Origin of the sequence: Thermogemmatispora aurantia (genome assembly GCF_008974285.1) — a bacterium.
Classification (GTDB): Bacteria; Chloroflexota; Ktedonobacteria; order Ktedonobacterales; family Ktedonobacteraceae; genus Thermogemmatispora; species Thermogemmatispora aurantia.
Map to the genome: position 1 here is coordinate 56535 of NZ_BKZV01000010.1, position 22481 is coordinate 79015.

Annotated in this window: 17 protein-coding genes; 16 read left to right on the top strand and 1 reads right to left on the bottom strand. The window is 62.5% G+C overall.

From position 1 onward, the window contains the following. The first annotated feature begins 7 nt into the window (after positions 1-7). The 6 genes from KTAU_RS20890 (at position 8) to KTAU_RS20915 (ending at position 8644) form a co-directional block, all read left to right on the top strand. A complete protein-coding gene (locus KTAU_RS20890; RefSeq protein ID WP_151730178.1) occupies positions 8-1048 on the top strand; it encodes an ABC transporter permease in 1041 nt (346 codons plus the stop codon). Continuing rightward, entirely contained in the window at positions 1045-2235 is a 1191-nt protein-coding gene (locus KTAU_RS20895) for an ABC transporter permease (protein ID WP_151730179.1), read from the top strand. Before KTAU_RS20890 ends, KTAU_RS20895 begins: the two co-directional genes overlap by 4 nt. Before the next feature lie 214 nt (positions 2236-2449). Then, a complete protein-coding gene (rhaS, locus tag KTAU_RS20900) occupies positions 2450-3433 on the top strand; it encodes a rhamnose ABC transporter substrate-binding protein (protein WP_174844086.1) in 984 nt (327 codons plus the stop codon). Positions 3434-3668: 235 nt separating this feature from the next. Then, positions 3669-4907: an L-rhamnose isomerase gene (gene rhaI / locus KTAU_RS20905; RefSeq protein WP_228026573.1), complete on the top strand. Its 1239-nt coding sequence runs from the start codon at positions 3669-3671 to the stop codon at positions 4905-4907. Between the two features lie 104 nt (positions 4908-5011). Beyond that, on the top strand, positions 5012-7084 hold the full coding sequence (locus tag KTAU_RS20910) for a bifunctional aldolase/short-chain dehydrogenase (protein WP_151730181.1): 2073 nt from the start codon (positions 5012-5014) through the stop codon (positions 7082-7084). A gap of 57 nt (positions 7085-7141) precedes the next feature. Then, positions 7142-8644, top strand: coding sequence for a rhamnulokinase (locus tag KTAU_RS20915; protein WP_151730182.1), 1503 nt, complete (start codon positions 7142-7144; stop codon positions 8642-8644). Positions 8645-8713: 69 nt separating this feature from the next. Here KTAU_RS20915 and lipP1 read toward each other — a convergent pair whose 3' ends face one another. Then, on the bottom strand, positions 8714-9676 hold the full coding sequence (gene lipP1, locus KTAU_RS20920) for a LipP1 family hormone-sensitive lipase (RefSeq protein WP_151730183.1): 963 nt from the start codon (positions 9674-9676) through the stop codon (positions 8714-8716). 582 nt (positions 9677-10258) lie between these two features. Between lipP1 and mraZ the strand changes: the two genes are divergently transcribed. The 10 genes from mraZ (at position 10259) to KTAU_RS20970 (ending at position 22251) form a co-directional block, all read left to right on the top strand. Then, complete coding sequence (gene mraZ / locus KTAU_RS20925; RefSeq protein ID WP_151730184.1) at positions 10259-10666, top strand: division/cell wall cluster transcriptional repressor MraZ; 408 nt, start codon at positions 10259-10261, stop codon at positions 10664-10666. A 154-nt stretch (positions 10667-10820) separates the two neighbouring features. Further along, the gene (gene rsmH / locus KTAU_RS20930) at positions 10821-11801 is read left to right on the top strand and encodes a 16S rRNA (cytosine(1402)-N(4))-methyltransferase RsmH (protein WP_228026574.1); all 981 of its coding nucleotides are present in this window, start codon (positions 10821-10823) and stop codon (positions 11799-11801) included. Positions 11802-11988: 187 nt separating this feature from the next. Then, on the top strand, positions 11989-12390 hold the full coding sequence (locus tag KTAU_RS20935; protein ID WP_151730186.1) for a hypothetical protein: 402 nt from the start codon (positions 11989-11991) through the stop codon (positions 12388-12390). Positions 12391-12663: 273 nt separating this feature from the next. Continuing rightward, positions 12664-14445, top strand: coding sequence for a peptidoglycan D,D-transpeptidase FtsI family protein (locus KTAU_RS20940; protein ID WP_151730187.1), 1782 nt, complete (start codon positions 12664-12666; stop codon positions 14443-14445). A gap of 29 nt (positions 14446-14474) precedes the next feature. Then, on the top strand, positions 14475-14861 hold the full coding sequence (locus tag KTAU_RS20945) for a hypothetical protein (protein ID WP_151730188.1): 387 nt from the start codon (positions 14475-14477) through the stop codon (positions 14859-14861). Between the two features lie 182 nt (positions 14862-15043). Continuing rightward, positions 15044-16690: a putative lipid II flippase FtsW gene (gene ftsW, locus KTAU_RS20950; protein WP_228026575.1), complete on the top strand. Its 1647-nt coding sequence runs from the start codon at positions 15044-15046 to the stop codon at positions 16688-16690. A 290-nt stretch (positions 16691-16980) separates the two neighbouring features. After that, entirely contained in the window at positions 16981-18135 is a 1155-nt protein-coding gene (gene murG / locus KTAU_RS20955; RefSeq protein ID WP_151730189.1) for an undecaprenyldiphospho-muramoylpentapeptide beta-N-acetylglucosaminyltransferase, read from the top strand. Between the two features lie 134 nt (positions 18136-18269). Continuing rightward, the gene (gene murC / locus KTAU_RS20960; protein ID WP_151730190.1) at positions 18270-19901 is read left to right on the top strand and encodes a UDP-N-acetylmuramate--L-alanine ligase; all 1632 of its coding nucleotides are present in this window, start codon (positions 18270-18272) and stop codon (positions 19899-19901) included. Between the two features lie 170 nt (positions 19902-20071). Further along, complete coding sequence (gene murB, locus KTAU_RS20965) at positions 20072-21112, top strand: UDP-N-acetylmuramate dehydrogenase (protein ID WP_170293475.1); 1041 nt, start codon at positions 20072-20074, stop codon at positions 21110-21112. Next, positions 21109-22251: a cell division protein FtsQ/DivIB gene (locus KTAU_RS20970; RefSeq protein ID WP_151730192.1), complete on the top strand. Its 1143-nt coding sequence runs from the start codon at positions 21109-21111 to the stop codon at positions 22249-22251. The genes murB and KTAU_RS20970 overlap by 4 nt, the downstream gene beginning before the upstream one ends. Positions 22252-22481 lie beyond the last annotated feature (230 nt).

The following is a 22481-nucleotide window of genomic DNA, read 5'->3' on the forward strand; positions in this document are numbered from 1 at the left end:
TACGTGCATGAGCACAACAACGACCCGTGTAGAGGAGTCGCGCAGGCGCGCGCTCTCGGGCGGCAAGCGCCTTGTGGCCCTGGTGGGCCGCGTGCGAGAGCTGGGTTTGATCGTCGTGCTGCTGGCGATCGTTGCTCTGGTCGGTCTGCAGACGCCGCGCTTCCTGACGCCGGGCAATTTCGAGCAGATCCTGCTCTCGATCGCCATTTTGGCCATTGTGGCAGTCGGCGAGACAATGGTGATCCTGACGCGCAATGTAGACCTCTCGGTTGGCTCGACCGTTGGCATGACCGCTTTTGTCTGCGCCGACGTCCTGAAGAACCATCCACAGACGCCGGTGATTCTGATTGTCTTGCTCGGCTGCGCTCTGGGGGCCGTGCTGGGGGCGGTCAATGGCCTGATTGTGGCCCTGGGACGGGTGCCAGCCATCGTGGCGACACTGGGAACGCTCTATCTGTATCGCGGCCTGGACTCGTATATCGCGGGCGGAACGCAGGTGAGCGCCTACGACGTACCGGATAGCTTCCTCTCCCTGGCAACCACCCATATTCTGGGAGTTCCGGCTCTGATTGTCTTTGCGGCAGCCATCGCCCTGATCTTTGCCTATCTGTTGCGGGCGACCCGCACCGGTCGCGAGCTGTATGCTCTGGGCAGCAATCCTGAAGCGGCGCGCCTGGCTGGCTTGCGCGCTGAACGCCTGATCTTCCTGACCTTTCTGCTCTGTGGCCTCTTGAGCGGCTTCGCTGGGGTGCTCTGGGGCGCACGCTTTGCGACAGTCGATTCAGGGGCGGCAACGGGCCTGGAACTGCAGGTGATCGCCGCGGTCGTTGTGGGTGGAGTGAATATCTTCGGCGGCTCCGGGACCATCCTGGGGGCGATGCTGGGCGCGATCGTGCTCGGGACCATTGATAATGCCCTGACCTTGCTGAAGCTGTCGCAGTTCTGGCTGCAGGCGATCGATGGCGCCGCTATTCTGGCAGCGGTGACGCTGGATGCCCTGATTACGCGCTGGCTCCAGCGCCGCCTGCGCAGTGGGAGGCAACGATGAGTGATTCGTCCGAAGTCAAGCGGCCTGCGCTCAACCTCGATGCTTCCTCAGCAGCCGCTCCTTCGGCGCCGGCACTGGCAAAGGAGGACCGGCGAGCAGCTGCCTCGGGCGGCGGTCTTGCTCATGGGCTGGCCTGGGTGCGCTCGTGGGAGGCGCTGCTGCTGGTGTTGCTGGTGCTCTCTCTGGCCCTGGGGAGTGCGCTCTCCCCGTATTTCCTGAGCCTGTCCAACTTCTCGCTGCTGATCAGCGACATGATGGAGAAGGCGCTGATGGCCCTGACCATGACGCTAATCGTGATCGCTGGCGAGATCGACCTCTCGGTGGCCTCGATTCTGGGGCTGGCCAGTGTCGTGCTTGGCTATACCTGGAGCCACGGCTTGCCCCTGGGTCTGGCCATCGTCCTGGTCTTGTTGATTGGGGCCCTTTGCGGCCTCGTCAATGGCCTGGCGGTCACCCGCCTTGGCTTGCCGTCGCTGGTGGTCACACTGGGCACACTGGCCCTCTTTCGCGGCCTGGCCTATGTGGTCATGGGCGATCAGGCAGTGAGTAGCTTCCCGCCAGCCTTCACGAACTTTGGCTTCGGTACGGTGCCGGGCACTCTGATCCCCTGGCCGTTCGTCCTCTTCGTTGCTCTGGCGCTGATCTTCTCCTTGCTCTTGCATCGCAGTACGCTAGGCCGGCAGATCTATGCCATCGGCAGCAATAAGGAGGCAGCTCGCTTTGCCGGCATCCGCGTTGAGGATATCAAGTTGCTGCTCTTTGTCCTCTCGGGCCTGATGGCGGCCCTGGCCGGTGTGGTTTTCACAGCGCGCTTCTCTAACGCGCGTGCCGATAACGCCCTCGGCTTTGAGTTGGATGTGGTGACGATTGTGTTGCTGGGTGGAGTCAATATCTTCGGCGGCAGCGGCAGCCTGCCCGGCGTGGTGCTCTCACTCTTGATCATCGGAGTGTTGCGCAACGCGCTGGGTCTGGCGGATATCAGCGGCGATATCCAGAATATTGCCGTGGGTGCGCTGCTCATTCTTTCGGTGTTGGGGCCTAATGTGGTTCGACGTTTCCAGGAGGCGGCCTCGCGCAGACGCGCAGCTGAAAAGGGGCCTGCTGGCGGGCCGGCCCACGGAGCCGCGCGCTCTGTGCCTGAAGAGACAGGAGCTGCCCGCGCCCGCGAGGGAGGACAGCGCCGCTAGCTCGACTGGCCTGATCGGGCGAGTCGGGTCCGGCGCTGACTCGACCCTCGTCTGGGGTGGTGCTCTGCCCTGTCTCGGGATAGACGTGTTGGTTGTCATCACCACTACATCACCACTACCACACCAGGACGCTCCGCTTGTGGGAGCGTTGGTAAGGAGGAGGAAAACAGTGAAGACGCTGTTGCGCACACTGCTCACCGCTCTCTCTGTGGCAATGCTGCTGATGCTGGCTGCCTGCGGTGGCAGCAGCAGCGGGAGTGGCAGCTCGGGCGGAAGCTCCACTTCGCTCAATATTGCCTTTCTCCCCAAGGCGATCAACAACCCCTATTTCGATACCGCGGCCAATGGCGCCAGGCAGGCGGCCACAGAGCTGAAGGGGCAGTTCAAGCAGGTTGGCCCGACGGAGAGTAGCGCGGCGGCACAGGTGCCGTTTATTAACACGCTGACGGAGCAGCATGTGAGCGCTATCGTGGTCTCGGCCAACGATCCCAACGCCCTGGCGCCGGCCCTGAAGCGTGCGATGCAGCAGGGGATTAAGGTGGTCAGCTATGACTCGGACGTCGCTCCCGATGCGCGCCAGATCTTTGTGAATCAGGCCAATTCCGAGGATATCGGGCGGATCGAGGTCCAGATTCTGGGGAAGCTGATTAACTACAGCGGCGACATCGCCATCCTCTCGGCGGCCAGCACGGCCACCAACCAGAACACCTGGATCGGGTACATGAAGGATGAGCTGGCGAAGCCCCAGTACAAGAATATGCATCTGGTCAAGATTGCATACGGTAATGATGATGACCAGCAAAGCTTCCAGCAGACGCTGGGGCTACTACAGGCTTATCCCGACCTCAAGGGGATCATTTCGCCAACGACGGTGGGGCTGGCCGCAGCGGCGCGCGCGATCGAGTCGGTAGGCAAGGGCGGCAAGGTCATGCTGACTGGCCTGGGGACGCCGAATCTGATGCGCAAGTACGTGAAAGATGGGACGTGCCCGGAGTTCGCCCTCTGGAATCCGGCTGATCTGGGCTACCTGGCCTACTATGCGGCTGCCGCCCTGGTAGAGGGCAAGATTACAGGCAAGCCGGGCGAGAGCTTCAACGCCGGGAAGCTCGGTACGAGGACCATCGGCCCTAATAATGTGGTCCTGCTTGGCCCACCGACGGTCTTTAACAAGGATAACATCGACCAGTTCAACTTCTAGCGCTGCCAACGGCGTCGCAATCGCTCCGCTGGCGGACACTGACCTGCGAAGTGGGCTGCGACACCCGACCTGGCCTGAACCCGATTGGGCTGGCCGGCGGCCCGGTGCCTGTGAAGAGCCGGCTGCGGCTCGCTGCGCCAGCCTCGGACCAATTGGCTGCACTCTTGTACCCCTGTTCCGATATTCCCATTCAGTGCGGCTATAAGTGCTGTGTAGCGAAGTGAAGGAGGTTCGCTTGAAGCAAGAACAGGATCAGCCAAACGTGGGCCGCGACCGGCTTGCCAGTGAGGAGCTGGATGCGGCTGAGCGGCGCAGCGTGCTGGAGGCTATCAAGCGCTTTACGATCGAGACGCCTTCCTGGGGCTACGGTGACTCTGGGACTCGTTTTAAGGTCTTTCACTGGCCTGGGGCGGCTCGCAATTTACGCGAAAAGCTAGCCGATGCGGCCCTGGTCCATCGCCTGACGGGCGTCTGCCCGCGGGTGGCCATCCATATTCCCTGGGATAAAGAAGATGACTGGGAAGCGGTCAAAGCCTACGCTGCCGGGTTGGGCGTCCGCATCGGGGCGGTCAATCCCAATCTCTTTCAGGATGAGGAGTATCGCTTTGGTAGCCTCTGTCATCCTGATCCAGCGGTGCGCCGGCGCGCCGTGCAGCATGTCCTGGAATGCATCCAGATCGCGCGTGCGGTCGACTCCGATACGATCAGTCTCTGGCTGGCCGATGGGACAAACTATCCCGGCCAGGACGATTTACGAGCGCGCAAGCACCGTCTGGAGGAGACCCTGGCCGAGATTTACGCTGCCCTGGCGCCCGGTATGCGTCTCTTGATCGAATATAAGTTTTTTGAGCCGGCTTTCTACCATACCGATCTGGCCGATTGGGGAATGGCCTACACCCTGGCGCGCAAGCTAGGACCGCAGGCGCGCGTCCTGGTCGATACCGGGCATCATCCCCAGGGCACCAACCTGGCCCATATTGTGGCTTTTCTTCTTGACGAGGAGATCCTGGGCGGCTTCCATTTCAACGATCGGCGCTATGCCGATGATGACCTGATTGTCGGCTCGCAGCATCCGTTTGAGCTGTTTCTGGTCTTCAATGAGCTGGTTGCTGCAGCCAGCCAGCCCCAGGCGCCGCGCATTGATTACATGATCGATCAGTCGCACAACATTGAACCCAAGATCGAGGCCATGATTCAGTCGGTCCTCCATATCCAGAGCGCCTACGCCCGCGCCTTGCTCGTCGATCGCCGGCGTCTGGCCGAGGCCCAGGCCGCGGGGGATGTGCTTGGAGCCTACCGGGTGCTGCGGGATGCCTTTGAGACTGATGTTCGTCCTCTGCTGGCGCAGGCGCGCGAGGAGATGGGCCTTGATCCTGACCCCATTGCTGCCTTCCGCCGCAGTGGCTACGCCGACGAGGTGGCGCGGGCGCGCCCGGCCAGTAAGGGCGGAGCAAGCGGCTATCCAGGTGCCTGATATCTCTAATGGCCAGGTGATCAGCAGATAAACAAGCAAACCTGGCCTGCTGCTCTCAGGGCTTGTTCTTGTCTTGTCTGGCTTTGGAAAGGGGAGACGACACTATGCCGCGCAATCTCTGGCGCGATGATGACGTTCGGGGGCAAGAGACTGACGAGGTCGCGCTGCTGCTCTATCGCTCGCATCTGCTAGGTCGCGATCGTAGCCTGGCCAACTGGGGCGGGGGCAATACTTCTGTCAAGCTGACTCAGCCAGATTTCCGCGGGCGACCCACGCGCATCATGTGGGTCAAAGGCAGCGGCTCCGACCTGGCGACCATGACAATGGCCGACTTTGTGCCACTGCGCCTGGACGATGTGCTGCCGCTGGAAGAGCGCGAGGCCCTCAGCGATGAAGAGATGGTGGCCTATCTGCTCCATTGTCTTGCTGAGCCGGGACGTCCGCGGCCCTCGATTGAGACTCTGCTGCATGCCTTCTTGCCCTTTGCCCACGTCGATCACACGCATCCCGACGCCATTCTTGCCTTTGCTAACGCCCAGAACGGGCGCCGCCTGGCAGAGGAGGTCTTTGGCCGGCGCCTGGCCTGGATTCCTTATATTCGTCCAGGCTTCACCCTCGCCAGGCAGGTCGCCCAGGCGGTACGAGCCAATCCCGAGGTCGAACTGGTCATTCTCGAAAAGCATGGCCTGGTGACCTGGGGCGACAGTGCCCGCTCCTGCTACGAGCAGACCCTGCGTGTGGTGCAGGAGGCCGAAGACTTCGTTGCTGCCGAGCGTCAGCGCCGTGGGCGGACAACCGTCCTGGTCGCTCAGCCCGGGCTGAGTGCCGCCGAGCGCGAGCAGCTGCTGACAGCCATCCTGCCCGGCCTGCGGGGCCAGCTCAGTCAGCCGCAGCATATGGTCCTGGCCGTTGACAACAGCGAGGAGGCCCTGACCTTCGCCAGCGCTCCTGAGGCGCGCGAGGTTGCTCGACGTGGCTCGGCCTGCCCCGATCACCTGGTGCACACACGGCACTGGCCAGTCTGGGTTCCCTGGGAGCCAGCCCAGGGGGCCGAAGCACTCCAGGCTGCCCTGCGTCAGGAAATCACGGCTTTTCGCCACAACTATCAGCGCTACTTTGAAGAATGCCATCATCCGGGCGACGTCCTGTTGCATGCCAATCCACGCATCGTGGTCGTGCCACACCTGGGCATCATCGCCAGTGGGCGCGATGCCCAGATGGCCGGCGTCGCCCGTGACCTCTATCAGCGGGCTGCAGCCGTGATGCGCGCCTGTGAAAGCATTGATCGTTTTACGCCGCTCTCCGAGCAGGAAGCCTATGACATCGAGTACTGGCCGCTGGAACTCTATAAACTGACGCGCCGCCCGCCCGAAAAAGAGCTGGCCGGGCGCATTGCCCTGGTGACTGGCGGTGGCAGTGGCATCGGGCGCGCCACAGCTCTGCGCCTGGCCGCCGAGGGGGCCCACGTTGCCATTCTTGATCTCAACCCGCAAAGTGCCCAAGAGGCCGCCGACGCCATTGCCCAACAATATGGCCAGGGGCGCGCGCTGGCCTGTCCCTGCGATGTCAGCGACGAGGAGCAGGTTGCCGCTGCCTTTGCCGCCACCGTGCGCGCCTACGGCGGACTCGATATTGTCGTCAGCAACGCTGGCTTCGCCGCCGCAGCCCCGCTGACCGAAACCCGCCTGCAAGACTGGCGCAAAGTCTTTGATGTGCTTGTTCAGGGCTACTTCCTGGTGGCGCGCGCCGCCTTCCGCCTCTGGCAGCAGCAGGGCATCGGCGGTAGCTTGATCTTCATCACCTCTAAGAATGCCGTCGTGGCTGGCAAGGAAAACAGCGCCTACAGCGCTGCCAAGGCCGCGGAGCAGCATCTCGCGCGCTGCCTGGCCGAGGAAGGCGGCCCACTGGGCGTGCGAGTCAATGTGGTCATGCCCGATGCGGTCCTGCGCGGCTCCGGCATCTGGAGCAGCGCCTGGCGCGAGGAGCGGGCCCGCGCCTATGGCATTGCCCCCGAGCAGCTAGAGGACTACTATCGTCAGCGTACCACCCTCAAGGTCAATGTCTTCCCGGAGGACGTTGCCGAGGCCGTGCTCTTTTACGCCTCCGATCGCTCCTCCAAGACCACTGGCAGCGCCCTCACCGTCGATGGAGGCGTTCCAGCTGCCTACCTGCGCTAGGGCTGGCCTGCGCAGCTCGGACACCGGCGTAAGAGCGAGCGAGAAAGAGGAACGCGAATGAGCGAGCGCTATCTTGCCGTCGTTGATCTAGGAGCGGAGAGCGGGCGTGTGCATCTGGCGCGCTACGATGGTCAGCGCCTGGCCCTGGAGGAGGTCCATCGCTTCGCCAACGGCCCGGTGGCCCTCCAGCGCCATCTCTATTGGAACGTGCTCTCTCTCTGGCAAGAAGTCATCAGCGGCCTGCGTAAAGCACGTCGCCTGGCTGGCAGGCTCGATAGTATCGGCGTCGATACCTGGGGCGTCGACTACGTCCTGCTCGATGACCAGGGCTTGCTACTGGGCCTTCCCTTTCACTACCGCGACCGGCGCACCGAGGGCCTCATGGAGAAGGTCTTTGCGCGGGTCCCGCGCGAGGAAATCTACGCCCAGACGGGCATCCAATTCATGCCGATCAACACCCTCTACCAGCTCCTGGCTCACCAGCGAGAACAGCCGCATCTCCTAGAAAAGGCAAGGCACCTGCTGCTGATACCCGATCTCTTCCATTACTGGCTCAGCGGCGAGCGCCTCTGCGAATATACCAATGCCACCACAACCCAATGTTGGTCGGTTCCACAAGGGACCTGGGCCAGAGACCTCCTGGCCAGGCTTGATCTGCCGACGCACTTTCTGCCGCAGGTGGTGGCGCCCGGTACTCCGCTTGGCACAGTCCAGGGTGAGCTGGCCGAGGAGTTGGGGCGAGATGTGCTGGTCATCGCCCCAGCAACCCACGACACTGCCGCCGCCGTCGCTGGTATCCCTATGCGCGCCAGTCCGCGAGACCGGGCCTACATCAGCTCTGGCACCTGGTCCCTGGTCGGCCTCGAACTGCCTCAGCCCCAGATTGCCCAGGGCAGCGCCAGCAACTTCACCAACGAAGGTGGCATCTTTGGCACCGTCCGCTTTCTGCGCAATGTCATGGGCCTCTGGCTGCTCCAGGAATGCCGCCGCAGCTGGCAGGAGGGCGGGCGATCCTTCACCTATGAGCAACTTCTCACCCTGGCCGAAGAAGCGCCAGCCTGGGCCGCGCTCTTCGACCCTGACCATCCCCTCTTTCTCCCACCGGGCGACATGCCGACACGCATCCGCGAGCAGCTTAGCGTCCACGGCCAGCCCGTGCCCGCCGCCGAAGACATTCCGGTCCTCGTGCGTGCCATTCTTGACAGCCTCATCCTGCGCTATCGTCAGGTGTTAGAGCTGGCTGCCAGCATCACCGGCTGCGCGCTCCAGACCGTTCACATCGTTGGCGGCGGTGCGCAAAACCGCTGGCTCAACCAGGGCCTGGCCGATGCCACTGGCCTGGTCGTCATCGCAGGTCCCATCGAGGCCACCGCCCAGGGCAACGCCCTGCTCCAGCTTGTCGGCCTCGGTGAACTTCGCTCCCTGGAAGAAGTGCGCACCCTGGCCGCCCGCTCCACGGTTACCCAGACCTTTCTCCCCGACCCAGGACGGCGAGCCGTCTGGGATGAGGCCTATGCCCGCTTCACCACGCTCTTCCCTCTAGCCCTCCCTCTCCAATAGCCGCGGGAATGCCGGGCAAGCCTGTTGGCAGTTGCTCGCCCGGCATTCCCGCCTTCTGTCTGACTCCCATCAAGCGGAGGCAGAGGTCTGCGTGGCGGCCTCCGACCCAAAGGCTCGACGGAGCGCCTGACAGCATTCAGCAATCGCCTCCTGCGTCTGCGGTAAAGGAATGGGCGGTGTCAGGAAGCCGTGAATCATACCCTCATAGCGGCGAATCGTCACCGCTACCCCAGCCTGGCGCAGGCGCTCGCCGTAAAGCTCGCCCTCGTCGCGCAGCGGATCATATTCAGCAGTAATCACCAGTGCCGGCGGCAGTCCACTCAGATCCTCGCGCAGCATCGGCGAGACCCGCGGATCGCGCGCCTCCTCCGGACTATTCAAATAGTGATTGGCGAACCACAGCATATCATCGAGTGTTAGACTATAGCCCTGAGCGTTCTCCCGACGCGATGCCGTATCCGCCGTAAAGTCCGTGGCCGGGTAGAGCAGTAGCTGAAAGACCAGTGGCGGCCCCCCACGCTCACGGGCCAGGTGCGTCACCACCGCCGCGAGATTGCCGCCGGCGCTATCACCCCCGACGGCCAGACGCTGGGCATCCCCGTTCAGCTCTGTCGCGTGCTCGGCCACCCAGCGAGTCGCCGTATAGCAGTCCTCGGGAGCCGCCGGAAACTTATGCTCAGGCGCCAGCCGGTAGTCGACCGAGACCACCACGCAGCCAGCACCATTGGTCAGACTGCGGCAGAGGCCATCGTGCGTATCGAGATTGCAGATCACCCAGCCGCCGCCGTGGAAGAAAACCAGCAAAGGGAACGGACCAGCGCCCGCAGGAGTATAGACACGGATAGGAATCTCACCTGCCGGGCCAGGAATGCGCCGATCCTCAACGCGAGCCACCGGCTCCTTAACCTGGGCCGTGGCTAGTTGGGCCGCGATGGCCTCGCGCGCCACCTGGGGGTTCAAAGCACTGATTGGCGGCACATTCATGGCCGCCAGCCCATCGAGATAGGCGCGCAAATTCGGATCGAGAGGCATACAGCAGCCTCCTGCCTTTCTCTGGAAAGTCTCTCACTCGCCTGTTTGGAAGCTGCCACTGATCTCAATGGATGAGAAGCAGAGCAGCACACAGGCAACAGCAGCAGTATCATCATAGCTCACCATTGACGGGCGAGGCAAATCCGATATCAGGACGCTCATCCCTGGCAAGCGAGCATGGTGGTGGAAAGGCCGGCATCGGCAAAGGGCAACAGCGAACCGCCGGCTCAGCAAACCGGGAAGGGGGGAGAGCCAGCCGGGAGGAAGCGCTCGTTGGGGTGTATGATCGATAGATATAAAACATTTTAGGTAATAATTGCCCTCGTGTTAAAGAGCACAATGAATGTAACAGTAGTACTGTGACATTGTAGCTGACTGCACGTCTGAAGTTATCCACAAGTTATCCACTTGAGGAGGGCCAAATTGGTGGATAACACTCTTTTCGCCTCCCCCGGATTACTGTATAATGTAGTGGGGAGAAGTGGGGGAAAGTGGTGAATTCTGGCGCTGCAGCTCAGGCTGGCAGAGCCGGCCCTTCCGCTGAGAGGAGGGCAGCTCCTCGTTGCAAGATAGAGAACGCACATGTTTCTTGGCGAATATGAGCATACGATTGACTCGAAAGGGCGCATGGCTGTGCCAGCGCGTTTTCGGGCCCAGATGGGGCGGGGAGCCGTGATCAGTAAGGGGATGGGGACCTGCCTGTCGGTCTATCCGATGCAACGCTGGGAAGAGAAATCGGCGGAGCTGGTGGCGGGCAAGAATAGCGATGAACTGCGCGACTTCGAGCGTCGCATCTATCCCAGCGCCAGCGAAGTCGAGCTAGATGCTCAGGGACGGATTGTGATCCCGGCCAAGCTGCGAGCCTATGCCAGGCTTGGCACGGAAGTTACCGTAGCCGGCGTGCGAGATCACTTTGAGATTTGGGATCGCGCCATCTGGCGGGCCTATCAGGAGAAGCTGGAAGCCGAAGGGGACAAAATTCCTTTTTAGTTTGTTGACAGGGGTGGCGAGTGGATAGCGGGTATGGCAGCTAGCTGATGGCTGCGGCGGCCAGCGTTGCAGGCTGGGGAGAGTCTCCCGGTCGCAGATCGCTCGGCAGCGCGTACCAAGCGGTTTAAGCGAGTGGAATATGGAAGTAAGGCATATGCCGGTGCTGCTGGAAGAGGTGGTACGGTTTCTGCAGCCGCAAGCGGGCGGTCATTATATTGATGGGACATTAGGTGATGGTGGCCATACAGAAGCGATTCTTGAGCGTTCGGCTCCCGATGGCAGAGTTCTGGGTATCGATCTCGACCCCGAGGCGCTGGACCGTGTAGCACGGCGCCTCTCCAGGTATGTGAAAAGTGGACGCCTGCTTTTGGCGCAAGGCAACTTTGCCGACCTCGAACGCATCGCTGCAGCACACGCTTTTGGGCCGGTCCAGGGGATACTCCTCGACCTGGGGTTCTCGTCTCTGCAGCTGTCGGACCCGCGGCGCGGCCTCTCTTTTGCGGTGGAAGGACCCCTGGATATGCGGCTTGATCCGGCGCAGTCGCTCTCCGCTGCCGACCTTGTGAACCAGGCTGATGAACAGGAACTGGCCGACATCTTTTATCGCTATGGTGAAGAGCGCTATGCCCGCCAGATCGCCCGGCGCATCGTGCGTGAACGTGGGCAGGCGCCCATCACCAGTACACGTCGGCTGGCTGAAATTGTGACAGCGGCCATCGCTGCCGCGCGTCAAAGGCCCCCCCGCGATGGCATCCATCCAGCGACGCGCGTCTTTATGGCTCTGCGTATTGCCGTCAACCGCGAGCTGGAGAATCTGGAGCGAGCCTTGCCGCAGATGCTGAATCTGCTCAGCCGTGGCGGTGGCGCCTCGGGCGAGCGTGGCCTGGCGGGCAGGATGGTCGTGATTGCTTTTCATTCGCTGGAAGATCGCATTGTGAAAGATTTTATGAAGCGCGAGGCGACGGACTGCCTCTGTCCCCCACGGACGCCTGTCTGCGTCTGTGGCCATCGCGCGCGGCTACGCCTGCTTACTCCCAAGCCCGTCTGGCCAACGGCTGAGGAGATCAGCGCTAACCCGCGCTCGCGTAGCGCCCGCCTGCGCGCTGCCGAACGCCTGGCAGACTTACCTGCCTGAGCACCTTCTCAACGAGGCGGCGGGCCGATGTGATCGGTCTCCTTCTGCTGATGTTGGTGATATTGGCTCTGGGCCAGCCTCGCTAGCAAACCACGGCAGAAGCGGTGCGATGCGTACTCTGTTGCGCATCGCGTCAAGATGCGGACAGAAGCAAGCGAGAGCGAGAGAAGAGAAAGAAGGTCCAGCCATGCATTACGCTAGTAGTGGACAGAAAAAGGCTCCCACGCGACCCATTGTGGCCGCGCGGCGCCGCCGTCAGTTGCATCCCTTCTTTTTCCAGATGGGGCCGGTGGCGCTGACCATCAGCAGTGTTCTGTTGATCGCCCTGATGGCCCTGCTCTACCTGTCGCAGCTGAGCCAGGCGCTCAATGTGAACCAGCAGATTCAGGATTACCAGGCAAAGCAGGCGGTTCTGCAGCGGCAGAATCAGGACCTGGTCAATACCCTGGCGCAGGAGCAGTCGCCGGCCTATATTGCTGCCCACGCCCAGGCTCAGGGGCTGGTTCCTGCCGATCCGAAGGCTGTTGAAGTGCTGGAGGTGCCCGGTTTGCAATCTGTCCCCGATCAGCAATCGGGAGTGGCCCCTTGATGCAGTATCCCATCTCCGTCTGTGAGTCAGTGAACGCGTGAGTGGGTGTGCAGCCTGCGAGAGCGACCTCTGGATCGCTGCCTGTCAACCAACCAGCCAGACGAATGGCCAATCGATAGGTAGCTGGTGGACGGGCAAGGGCCTGGCCGGCAGCCAGCCCGGACCAGAGGTCCAGGGCCAGGGTAGGGGCCAGCCGGGATAGCCAGCGCGATGGATGAAGGAAGCGACATGAAGAAGACGAGGAGAAGCATTCCGCCAGGGGGAGGAGGCTAGATGAGCACGGAGGTTCGCCGCGCGCGTGCCCGGCAAATGCTCATCTTCTTGCTGGTCTGCGTTGGCATGTTTGCCCTGCTCGGACGACTCTACTACTGGCAGATCGTCGAAGCCTACAGTGGTCACAAGCTAGCGCTACTGGCCAGCCAGGAGCATATCCATGATCAGGTGCTGACCGCTTCTCGCGGCCTGATCTACGATGCCAACGGCCTGGTGCTCGCAACCAATGTGGTGCGCGACGACGTCTATATCGAGCCGGTTCAGTTCTCCGAGGACCACCCCGATGATCTGCAGGAGGCCCTCTCTCAAACCCTGACGGCTCTTCATGGCGTGCTGCCTGCGCTCTCCGTCGCCGAGACTCGCCATGCCTTTATGGAGGCACTCAGCGCCAATCGCTGGTCACTGCTCATCGCCCACGCGGTCACCCCACAACAGAGTGAGCGCCTGCGCGAACTGGCCCTGCCCGCGGTCTTCCTGGCCCCTCAGACTGAGCGCATCTATCCCCAGGGTGATCTCGCCGCCCAGGTGCTCGGCTATGTGGGCTACGTCGGCGGCAGCTCGTCCCCGCAGGGCGTCTATGGGATCGAGGCTCAATATAATAGTCTGCTCGCCGGCAAGCCAGGCAACCTGACCGCCGAGCGCGATCTCTATGGTAATCCTTTGGTGGTCGGCGCCAGCTCGGAAGAGCCACCCGTGCCCGGCGCCAATCTGACCCTGACTATCGATAGTACCATTCAGTACTTTGTGCAGACTCAGCTGGCCGCTACGGTCAAGCAGCTCGGCGCTCAGGGCGGCACGGTGGTGGTGCTCGATGCCCACACCGGAGCCGTGGTGGCGATGGCTGGCTACCCAGACTACGACCCAAATCAGTACGGACGCTACGCCGACCAGACCGGCTGTCTCCACAGTGAGGAGGTCTATCTGAATCCAGCCCTCTACTGCGCCTATGAACCTGGTTCGACCTTGAAGGCCGTGACGATGGCTGCAGCCCTCGATCAGGGCCTGATTACGCCCGATACAACCATCTATGATCGTGGCTATCTGACCTTCAACGACGGGACGCCCATGGTGACTAACTGGCAGAACCAGGCCTGGGGACGCGAGACGATGACCGAGGTGCTGGTGCATTCGGCCAATGTCGGGGCCGCTTATGTGGCCCATGACCTGCTCGGCCCCTCTCGCTATTATCCCTACCTGGCTCGCTTCGGCTTCGGTCAGCGCACCGGTATCGATAGCCCCGAGGCCACTGGCTTCTATCGCCAGCCCGGCTCGCCAGGCTGGACACCCAGCGATCTGGCGCGCCAGGCCTTCGGTCAGAGCATTCTGGCGACGCCCTTGCAGGTCGCTCTGGCCTACCAGGCCATCGCCAACGACGGCGTGATGATGCGCCCATACCTGGTCTCCGCTATCGATACCAATGGCCATGTGACCAGAATTCAGCCCCAGGTCGTGCGCCGTGTCATTAGCAGTAAGGCGGCCCGTGAGTTGACCACTATGCTGGAGGTGGCGGCGATCGATGGCTCCGCTCAACGCGCCATCGTCCCAGGCTATACGGTCGCCGCGAAAACCGGCACCGCCACCACGCAGGGGATCTCAGAGGATCAAACTGAGGCTTCGGTCGCGGGCTTCTTACCCGCCTCCCATCCCCGCTTCGTGATTCTGGTGAAGCTGGATCGCCCCCAGGCCAGTATCTACGGTGGGACCGCCGCCGCTCCTCTGTGGAAGGCAATCGCACAGGAGCTGATGTGGTACTACCATGTCCCGCCTGATCAGTCGCAGTGATTTCTTTCTGGTACTATAAAAGGTGCAAAATGGAATTACAGGATCAGAGGCAAGAGCGTGACGATCTTGATCTACAAGCAAAGGCGCAGCGGCTGGAGGAGCTTGAGCTGAGTGAAACCTGGCGGCAGTTGTTGGGGCTGGCGGGCCAATCTGGGCAGCAAGAGAAGACGGAAGCGCCTGCTCCCACTGAGCCGGTGATGATCGAGCCGCTTCCCAATGATCCCTGGAGCGAGTTGGTACAGACGCGGGGCACAGAGGTCATCGATCTGCAGCGCCTGCATGCCAGCCATGAGCCACTTAGCGAGCAAGATGTGGAGCAGGCTCTCCAGGCGATCCAGGAGCAGCCGATCCAGTCAGCGCAGAATCAGACTCAGGCCCGGGGAAGCGATGGCCAGCCGATGGGGGGAGAGAGCTGAAAAGGCTAGACAAGGGGACTGATCGCCTTGTTCATCTGCCGCTCTCGGTCCCTGGTTGATCGACTGGAAGCTGGAGAGCGACGGCCCTCCGGGCCACGGACGCTATAGCAGGCCAGGCCGGCTCACTGCAGTGACCTCTGTTGTTTTCAATGCTATAACAATCAAGAAAATAGAGTATTAAAATGCCCGATGAGCGTCAGCGACAAGCTCGACAAGCAAGGCCCGGCAATCAGGAAGGGCGACGCAAGGCGTTGCCTCACCTGCGCTCGCCAGCACTGGAGGCCCTGGCCGGGGGAGACGGCGCTGGACAGGGCCAGAGCGAGCGCGGCAAGAGGGGGCAGCCAGCGGGTCGACCTCCGCGTAAGCCGGTCTCCAGCCAGGCCTATCTCGCCGCTGAGGAACAGCTAAAGGTGCCCTCGCTGGCCCGCAAGAAGCTGCCAGCGCGAGCCGTCAGGCTACTGGATGGCGTGCTGGACCGCGTAGAGCAGGCGGCGCCGACGCCGGCCCGCCCTCAGCGCAGCGGCTTAACCGCTGGCTGGCGCCGGCGGCTGCTGGCTGAAGAAGAGAGCGCCACCGTGACCGCGACGCCGCCGGAGCTGAGTGAGGAAGAGCAGCGCCGCCTGGAGGAACTGGAGATGCGCCTGCCGCGCGTCGCCGGCAAGGTCGATCACTGGTTGCTCATTGTGGTCCTGGCCCTGCTCTGCTTTGGCCTGGTCATGGTCTACAGCGCCAGCTCGTTCATCTCTGCCAGCCTCTACGGCGATGCCTCCTACATTTTTCAGCGTGAGCTGTTGTGGGCTGTGCTCGGGGTCATCGCCATGCTGGTGACCATGCATATCGACTATCGGCTCTGGCGCCGCTTCTCGCTGATCGGCATGCTGCTGGCCCTGGCCCTCCTGGTCCTGGTCTTGAAGTTCGGGACAAGCGCCTATGGGGCCACGCGCTGGCTGACATTTGGCTCGTTCATCTCGTTTCAGCCTAGCGAGCTGGTCAAGCTCGTGCTCGCCCTCTACATCGCCGACTGGCTGGCACGCAAAGGAAAACAGGTCAGAACCTTCCTCTATGGCCTGGCGCCGTTCGTGATCCTTGTAGGGGTCGTGCTCGGGCTGGTCTTGCTGGAAAAAGATATGGGCACCGCGGTGATTATCGCTGTTGCGGCGACGGCGATGTTTTTCTCCGCCGGCGCTAACATCGCCCAGCTCCTGCTGGCCCTGGCCTGTGGCGGCCTGGTCTTTCTCACTCAGGCCTTCAGGGGATATCGCTATTTCCGCCTGCTTGGCTTCCTGGACCCGTTCCGCGATGTGACTGGGATCAACTTGCAGCTCTATCAGTCGCTGCTCGCGCTCGGCTCAGGGGGATGGTTCGGTCTCGGCCTGGGGGCGAGCCGGCAGAAGACCGGCTATCTGCCATTGCCCTATATTGATTCTATTTTTGCCATTATTGGCGAGGAATTGGGCTTTATCGGCTGCGCCACAGTGATGCTGCTCTTCCTATGGCTGGCCTTTCGAGGCTTTCGCCTGGCCCGGCGCACGCCGGATCTCTATGGTTCGCTGCTCGCCACGGGAATCACCACCTGGCTCGTAGTGCAGGCCATGATCAACATTGGCTCTAGCACAGCCTCGATCCCCTACACCGGCGTGCCGCTGCCGTTCATCAGCTTCGGCGGCTCCTCGCTGGTGGTCTCGATGGCGGCGGTCGGCGTCCTGCTGAATATCTCGCGCTATGTCCAGGAGCCGGATGACCCGCTCTTCTCGCGGCGCACGCTGGAACTACGTCTGAAGCGTAGCCGCCAGCGTGCCGCAGCGCGCACTCGCCAGAGTGCCAGCTGAGCGCCAGGGTCACCATTGATTGACAGGAGGCGCGTTGAGGAGAGGACTGCAAGGTCTCGTCTCCTCACGGTAGCGAGCGGCTTGTGAATGGTCAACACAGATCATGCTCTTTTTGTTGATGAAAGAAAAAGCGAGGATACTCTCGCGTGACTCTATCAAAACGATGCCGCCGGAGGGAACCAGCAGTCTGCCTGGTACCTGGCCCGCATGGAGCGGAGCCTGGTGCCAGGCCGGCCTGCTGGCGGCTGGCTTCTCCGGCGAGAACCTTTTGTGCTTCTGGTAGGCAGTGTATGAGGATACTGGTATCGGGCGGCGGCACCGGCGGGCATATTTATCCTGCACTGGCGGTGGCGACGCAGCTACAGCGGACTTTTCAGGCGGAGATTCTTTATTTGGGAAGCGATGATGGACTGGAGGCCGAACTGGCACCAGCTGCCGGCTTGCCTTTCGTAACCGTCAAGGCGGGCAAGCTGGCGCGCTATGTCTCCTGGCGCACAGTCACGGGGCTGGCACGCGTTCCCGTGGGTATTGTGCAGGCGATCGGCGTGGTGCGTCGCTTTCGCCCACAGGTAGTCTTTACCAGCGGCGGCTATGTGGCTGTGCCGGCTGGCCTGGCTGCCTGGTTACATCGTGTACCGTTGCTGATGCATCAGCAAGACGTGCCTGCGAACCTGTCAAATCGCTTATTAGCGCCGCTGGCGACATGTATCTCGCTGGCCTTTGAAGATTCGCGGGTCTATTTCCCGGCGCGCAAGACCCTCCATGTGGGCAACCCGGTGCGTCAGGCGATCCTGGATGTGCGCCGGGTCTCGGTCGAACAGGCTCGTCTACAACTGGGCCTGGACCCGCGCTGTCCGCTGCTCCTGGTGACCGGTGGCAGTCAGGGAGCGCGCCACCTGAATCAGGTAACCTGTCGGGCCTTACCTGCCCTCCTGGAGCGCTGCCAGGTCTTGCATATCAGTGGGAAAAAGCTCTTCCAGGAGACGGAGACCCTGGCCCGGCGCACACTGGCAGCGCTTACCGAGGAACTGCGGGGACGCTACCGTCTGGTACCCTATCTGGATGCAGAAATGGCGCTGGCTCTGCAAGCGGCAGATGTAGTGGTTTGCCGCGCCGGCGCCGCCACCCTCAGCGAGCTGGCGGTCTTGGGTAAGCCAAGCATCCTGGTGCCGCTGCCCCCAGCGATCGGTTCCTCGCCCCAGGAGGCCAATGCGGCGATGTTTGGACGCCGCCGGGCGGCGCTGGTTGTGCGCAACGACGATCTCACGCCCCAGGTGCTGGCCGGCCACGTCGAGACTTTGCTGACCAGCCCGACCTATCGCGAGACGATGGTGCGAGCGCTCAGCGCCCTGGCGCGACCGGATGCGACCGAGGCCATTGCCGAGGCAGTGGCCCGCCTGGCGGGCGTGGCCCCCACGCGCGAGGAGCAGGCCAGCCTCTGTTGAGGCCAGAAGCTGAGGCTTGAGGCTGATTGAGCCAGGGCGGGCGAGCTGGCGAAACACCAACCAGCGTGCGGCGCCATTCTCCCGCCTCGCTGTGACACTTATTGACAAGCTACCGTCTAAAGAGACAGGCCGCGATGGAGAGAGCAGAGAGAAAGCTGACGATGAATAGTGAGTCCGAAGCCAGCAGGCAAGACCGGCAGACCGAGCTACGTGCTCTGCTGAGCAGGCGCTTACATTTCATGGGTATTGGGGGACAAGGCATTTCGGCGCTGGCGCGCCTGGCGCAGACCACCGGGGCCACGGTCAGCGGCTGCGATCGGGCCCCATCGGCGACCACGCGCGAGCTGGCCGCTGCAGGGATCAACGTGACCATCGGCCACAGCGCGCAGCATCTGCAGGGGCAGGAGGCACTCATCATTACGCCCGCTGTGCTCGCTCTGGAGCCGGATCACCAGGAGCTGGTCGCTGCCCGGCAGCAGGGACTGCCTGTGGTGACCTGGCAGGAACTGCTAGGCGCTCTCACCCGCGATTATTGCCTGCTCTCGGTTTGTGGCGTTCACGGTAAGGGGACGACCACTTCCCTGCTGGCCCTGATGCTGGTCGAGGGCGGGTTTGATCCTACCTGCGTCATCGGGGCGGTGGTGCCGGCCTTGGGGGCCAACTATCGCCTTGGCCAGAGCCACTTTTTCGTCAACGAGGCCGACGAGTTCAACCATAACTTCTGGCACTACCATCCGCGCCTGGCCGTCGTGACCTCGATTGAATATGAGCATCCTGAATTCTTTGCTGACTACGAGGCGTTTCTGCAGGCTTTTACGCGTTTCATCCAGGGTATGGATCTGAGTGAGCGCTGGCCGCTGCCTCCTACCCTGGTCATGAACGCCGACAGTCCTGGCTGCCTGGAGCTGCGCGCGCGCCTGGGCCGCTGGGCGGGTCGCACCGTCTTCTATACCGTGGCCGCCGAAGCCATACAAGAAAAGACTGAGCAACTAACGTCTATTACAGTTAAAGGAGAAAGCCCCCTACTTTTCGAAGCCCACGATCTGAAGCTGGAAGGAGAAACCAGCTTTCGAGTGCGCTTGCATGCCGAAGGAAGCCAAGGCGCTGCCGGTCAGGCGCGCTCCCTCTTTGGGGGAGAGAAGATCACCTTGCACGTACCTGGCCTGCATAATGTGCAGAATGCCCTGGGAGCCATCGCGGCCGCTCAGAGCCTGGGCGTCTCCGAGGAGGCCATCAGGCGAGCACTGGAGGGCTTCCGTGGCAGCAGACGCCGTTTTGAGATACGCCATCAGGGGCCGCTGCCGCTTGCCGGGCGGACATGTGATGTCATTCTCATCGATGACTACGCCCATCATCCCACGGCCATCGCAGCGACACTGGCAGCGGCGCGCCAGCGCTATCCGCAGCGGCGCCTTATCGCTGTCTATCAACCCCATATGTATAGCCGGACGAAAGTCTTCTTTGAACAATTTGTAGAGGCTTTTGATGAGGCCGATATCGTCCTCATCAGTGACATCTTTCCGGCACGTGAGCGCGATACGGGCCTCGTTCATGCCCGCGATCTGGTGGTAGCCCTGGCCCAGCGCCCACACTTCAGCGGAGAAGGGCGCCAGGTTCTCTACGGAGGCGATCGAACGCAAACGGAGGCCGAGCTGCGTGCCCTCTTAGACGACGGCGACCTTGTGCTCATCATGGGGGCCGGCGACATCTATCTTGTGACCGAACAGCTGCTAGGAGAAGGTGGCCAGAGTCACCACCAGGGATAAGGGCCTGGCGTAGATAGCGTCAGGAGACAGAGCGGGATAGCCTGGAGCAAGACCAGACACGGAGGGACAGGACCCGGCAAACCCTGGAGAACGGGGTGAGGCGGGTGTGGGGTCGCCTTCCTGTCAAATTGATTCAAAACCTGGCAAAAGAATGGAGAATGGAAGCGACAATGGCATTTGATGCGGAGAGCGCCTACGCCACGCTCCTGCCGCGCTTCGGCAGGCGGCTACGCTTGCATGAGCCGCTGGCACGTCACTGCACCTTTGGGGTCGGAGGCCCGGCAGATCTCTGGCTCTCACTAGAGACGCGCGACGAGCTGCTGTGGCTCGTACGCCGCTGTCTGGCGGAGCGCTGGCCGCTGCTGCTGGTCGGCAACGGCACCAACGTCCTCTTTGGAGATGCAGGTGTGCGCGGCATCGTGGCGCGTATCGCCCTCAGCGATTACCGCCTGGTGGAGCAAGAGGACGGCTCGGCCCTGCTCTACGCCGAGGCCGGTGTCAGCTGGCCGAAGCTGCTGAACGAGCTGGCGGCTCAGGGGTGGGGGGGACTGGAGTTTGGCCCTGGCATCCCCGGGACGCTGGGCGGGGGCGTTGTCAGCAATGCGGGGGCCCATCAGCGAGATCTGTCGCAGGTGCTCGAGTGGGTGGAGGTGCTCGATGTGCGCCCTGCCCTGGCCCTGGAGGCAGGGGAGAGCGCTGAGGAGAGTGCACCGCAGCTCCGGCGCTACGAGAGGGCTGAGCTGGAGCTAGGCTATCGTCATAGTCGCTTCCGTGCGGGGCGCCAGATAACCTTCGATGAGCGTGGCTATCCACAACCAGCTCCACGCGCGCTCATCGAGCCGGCAGAGATCGTCCTGCTACTGGCCATACGCTTGCAGCGCGACGATCCGGCCAAACTGCGCACCCGAATCGAGGAGTACAGGCAGCATCGCAAGCGGACTCAGCCACCGCAGCCGAGTGCTGGCTCGGTCTTCAAGAATCCCCCTGGCGACTATGCCGGGCGGCTTATCGAGCAAGCCGGCGTCAAAGGTCTCTGCTGTGGTCGCGCCTGTATCTCCGAGCGGCATGCCAACTTTATCGTCAACCTGGGAGGTGCGCGCGCAGCGGATATTGCAACCCTGATCAGGGAGGCGCGCCATCGTGTACGAGAGCGGTTCGGCGTGGAGCTGGAGCTGGAGGTCGAACTGCGCGGCGAGTGGGAGATAGCATGACCGAGCACAGAGGAGAGATACGAGAGCAAATAGCTTTTTGGGAAGCCAGGCGCGCTGAGCCAGCGAAGGGCGGAGGGGAGCAGCCACGACAGCGAGTGGTGACGACGCCTCAAAAGATCGTGCACCCGGCGGGCTGGACGGCGATGGCGGAGCGACGCGCCCAGCAGCGGCGCATGCGCCAGCGCCAAGGCGGTTCCCCTCTCGTAGCGCGCGCTCTCGCTCAGACAGCCGTGCGGGCCTCAAGTGGACAGATGCGGGCCATACGCTCGCCTGTGGCTCGGCCCCGGCCCGGGACCGAGCCTGCGGTCGAGATTCCCCGCAGAAGCAGCCGCCTGCAGGCTCGCCAACGTCGGCGCTGGCGCAAGCTCCTGGCGGCTCTGCTTGGGTTGGTGCTCGTACCGGCGGGGCTACTCTTCGCCTTGCTAGGACCCGCCTTTCGCATCCAACAGATTACCGTGGTTGGCACTCACAACCAGGCCCTCATTGCCCAGATTCAACAACTGGGCCTGCAGGGCCAGAACCTCTTCCTGGTCGATACGGCGGCCCTGAGCAAGCGCATTGCCGCCTTGCCACTGGTGGCCACTGCCAGCGTCGAGCGCGACTGGCCCGATCGACTGCAGGTGATGGTAAGCGAACGGCAGCCGGTGCTGCTCTGGAAAACGGCCCAGGGAAGCTATAGCGTGGACCGCAGCGGCATGGTCCTGGCAGCGGCCAGCAGCACTCCCCAGGCCGGCCAGCTCCAGACGGTGATCGATGCGCGTGCGCAGAAGGTCACCGCAGGCATTCGACCTGGCGCGCACCTGGAGGCCGCAGAAGTCACCTTTGCTGTGGAGGTCTTTAAAGAGGTACCCGTATTGACGGGGATTAGCAATTTTACACTACGCTATGAGAGTAAAATATATGTAAGCAATGCCGGCCCTTCCGCGCAGCAGCTGCAGACGGTGAGCCACACCACCTTCGTCATCGTCAGCCCCGCCGGCTGGGTAGCCTATCTTGGGGGGCCGGATGATGCCAACCCGCTGGCCAACCGGTTGCGCGAGTTGCAGCAGATCCTCGTCATGGCGCAGCAGAAGGGGCTTCACCTGGCAACGATCGACCTGCGCTTTGGCCTGAATGTGGCCTACACTCTACAGCCATAGACAGAGACAGCAGGAAACTAGCGGGACCGGACGGGCCCGGCCTCACCGCGTAGGCGCCCCTGATCCTGCGGAAGCATGGTCATGTAAAACTGAAAACGTCTGTAGTGCGTCTCTGATGGACACGTGGTGCGCAAAGGAGGCAGGTGGCGAGGAGGAGAGGGAACAACGAGGTGGTAGCGCGGTGAATAATGAGCTAAGCGAGCGTGGAAATGGGGAGAGAGCAAAGGAAG